Origin of the sequence: Citrobacter sp. TBCS-14 (assembly GCF_005280805.1) — a bacterium.
Taxonomy (GTDB): domain Bacteria; phylum Pseudomonadota; class Gammaproteobacteria; order Enterobacterales; family Enterobacteriaceae; genus Citrobacter; species Citrobacter gillenii.
In genome coordinates this window covers 1-336 of record NZ_SZWM01000916.1, presented here as the reverse complement: position 1 = coordinate 336, position 336 = coordinate 1, and the positions used below count along the sequence as shown (strand labels likewise).

The window sequence follows — 336 nt, the reverse complement described above, 5'->3', positions numbered from 1 at the left end:
GGGTGCGCTGATGTTCTCCGGTACCACTATCACAGGAGACTACGGTGAGTGGCAGGACTTACACGCCCCGTTTGCCCCATTCTGCCCACAAAGCCTGATGACCACCGACCATGCCCGCGAATTATTCGCCTGCGCAGAAGCCGAACCATTGCAATTTGCCGGTATTAAATTGCTGGAAATAAACGCCAATGCAGATGTGAACCATCGCGTAGCAATATTGCGCGACGGTATCGCGACGTTAAACAAAGCAAAAATATAAAAATAAAATACTACTCTACGAGAATATTAATATGAACATGACCTCTCGCCCTACACTCAAAGATATACCCCGTCAGC

At 47.9% G+C, this 336-nt stretch carries 1 pseudogene (only partly in view); it reads left to right on the top strand.

Annotation, left to right across the window (positions count from 1 at the left end):
- A pseudogene (locus tag FDX22_RS22050) lies at positions 1–259 on the top strand (DUF4862 family protein); its annotated part reaches 163 nt to the left of the window's first position; the annotation flags it as partial.
- Positions 260–336 lie beyond the last annotated feature (77 nt).